The 2,159-nt window shown below is 28.6% G+C and carries 1 protein-coding gene, 1 tRNA gene and 3 rRNA genes; all 5 read right to left on the bottom strand.

Annotated elements, in window-relative coordinates:
* A 16S ribosomal RNA gene (locus CLOACE_RS11540) occupies positions 1 to 105 on the bottom strand; the annotation flags it as partial.
* Positions 106 to 534: 429 nt separating this feature from the next.
* Entirely contained in the window at positions 535 to 1,605 is a 1,071-nt protein-coding gene (locus CLOACE_RS11535) for an NAD(P)H-dependent flavin oxidoreductase (RefSeq protein WP_070111391.1), read from the bottom strand.
* 182 nt (positions 1,606 to 1,787) lie between these two features.
* Positions 1,788 to 1,863 (bottom strand) — tRNA-Lys (locus tag CLOACE_RS11530).
* Between the two features lie 6 nt (positions 1,864 to 1,869).
* Positions 1,870 to 1,986: ribosomal RNA gene (gene rrf, locus CLOACE_RS11525) — 5S ribosomal RNA — on the bottom strand.
* Positions 1,987 to 2,078: 92 nt separating this feature from the next.
* Positions 2,079 to 2,159, bottom strand: a 23S ribosomal RNA gene (locus CLOACE_RS11520); the annotation flags it as partial.

The raw sequence follows: 2,159 nt of genomic DNA, 5'->3' as shown, positions 1-2,159 counted from the left end.
CGTCCGCCGCTAATTCACTTCCCGAAGGAAGTTTCATCGCTCGACTTGCATGTGTTAGGCACGCCGCCAGCGTTCGTCCTGAGCCAGGATCAAACTCTTAATTTAAAAGTTTATCTTGCTCATTTATTTCTGTGCTGGTTTCATTTATCTGTTTAATTTTCAAAGACCAATTTATTTTGTCGCTTTAAACGACGTTTTTTATTTTAACATCTTATAAAACATTTGTCAACAATTAATTCAAATTTTGCTCATCAACTTATTAATTGCTATGCATTAACTATGACAACAGTGATTATTCTATCATAATTTTAATCTTGTTCCTAAAGTTTAAAATTAAATATAATAGATTATATTTATTTTTCTAAATATATATTAATTTATCTACGAAAATCACTTAAAGATACACACGGTAAAGTATAAGGTAAAATTAATTAAAACTACATATTAAATAAGTTATTATAATTACATTATATATTATTATCTAAAAATATAATTATAAATTGTGAAAAGCACAAAATTAAAGTGCTTTTCATTTTATAAATATTTTTCTGATTCTAAAATTAATTCTTTCATAAGCTCCTTAACAGATAAAATTTTATCAATTTTATGAACATTACTGCTTGCAAAAATCAAACCTTTATCTACATTTCCGTTAACCGCATTAATAAGTGCATTAGATATACAATAAAGTGTATCTTTAGGATTACATTTTTTTAAGCAATTATAACATTTTTCAGGAGGCATTTTTTTATTTTTAATATCTTCTATAAATGTATTTTTAATAGCTCTACCTAAAAGACCTACAGGACTTTTAACTATTATCATTTCTTCTTTTTTAGCATTTACATACATATTTTTAAATTCAATATTTGCATCACATTCATTTGTAGCTACAAATCTACTTGCCATTTGCACTCCACTTGCACCAAGTTTTATAAATTGTGCAATATCCTTACCTGTATATATTCCTCCTGCAGCAACTATAGGAATAACTTTATTATACTTGTTTTCATAATATTTTATTGTTTTTAAAACATCTATTGTGATATTCTCTAATTTATATTCTTTATTATTAATTTGATTATAGTTAAATCCTAAATGTCCGCCAGCCTCAGGACCTTCAACAACAACTAAATCTGGTAGCCTATTATATTTTTTAAGCCAATATTTAATTATAATCGCAACTGCTTTAGCTGAAGATACTATAGGTGCAATTTTAATATTACTGCCTTCTACTAACTTAGGCAAAGACATTGGAAGTCCAGCTCCACTAATTATTAAATCTACATCTTCTTCTAAAATTGCTTTAATCATATCGTCATAATAATTTACAGCTACCATAATATTAACACCTATTATTCCTTTAGGACTTAACTTTCTAGCTTTCCTTATTTCCTTTTTTAATGCTCTAATGTTAGCATTTTTCGTATCTATTTTAAAATCTGGTTCTCTATATCCTATTTGTACAGCAGATATTACACCAATTCCTCCTTCATTTGCTACACTAGATGCTAATTTATATCCAGATACACCAATTCCCATTCCGCCTTGAATTATAGGTATTTTAGCTATTAAATCTCCAATTTGTAAATTAGGTAATTTCATTTAATTCTCTCCTTTTTAATTGTTTGACAGTTAAATATTTTGATAGCCAAAGTATTAGTTTTTAATTGATCTTTTTTTAGTTTTACATTTATATAACACTTTCAATTTATTATAACATAATTATAATAAAAAATATTATTTTTACTATAAAATAAAAAAGCGTATCTCTAAGAGATACGCTTTGGTGATCTACCGGGGAATCGAACCCCGGACACCATGATTAAAAGTCATGTGCTCTACCGACTGAGCTAGTAAATCATACTTACCTGGCAGCGACCTACTCTTCCACAGGGTCTCTCCTGCAGTACCATCAGCGCTTTAAAGCTTAACCTTCGTGTTCGGCATGGGAACGGGTGTTACCTTTAAGCTATAACCACCAGATTTTTATTTTAAATAAGTACTACTCAGCTTTAACTAAGTAAATTACTTTTATTTGAAAGAAAATTATTCTTTCAAAATTGCACAGTATATTTAAGGTCAAGCCCTCGACCTATTAGTATCAGTCAGCTAAACATGTTACCACGCTTGCACCTCTGACCTATCAACCTGATGTT

Origin of the sequence: Clostridium acetireducens DSM 10703, from assembly GCF_001758365.1 — a bacterium.
Classification (GTDB): Bacteria; Bacillota; Clostridia; order Clostridiales; family Clostridiaceae; genus Clostridium_C; species Clostridium_C acetireducens.
This window is presented reverse-complemented; position numbering and strand designations above follow the sequence as displayed.

Coding starts and splice junctions, on each gene's coding strand:
- CLOACE_RS11535 (WP_070111391.1), bottom strand. CDS start 1,605: ATGAAATTACCTAATTTACAAATTGGAGATTTAATAGCTAAAATACCT.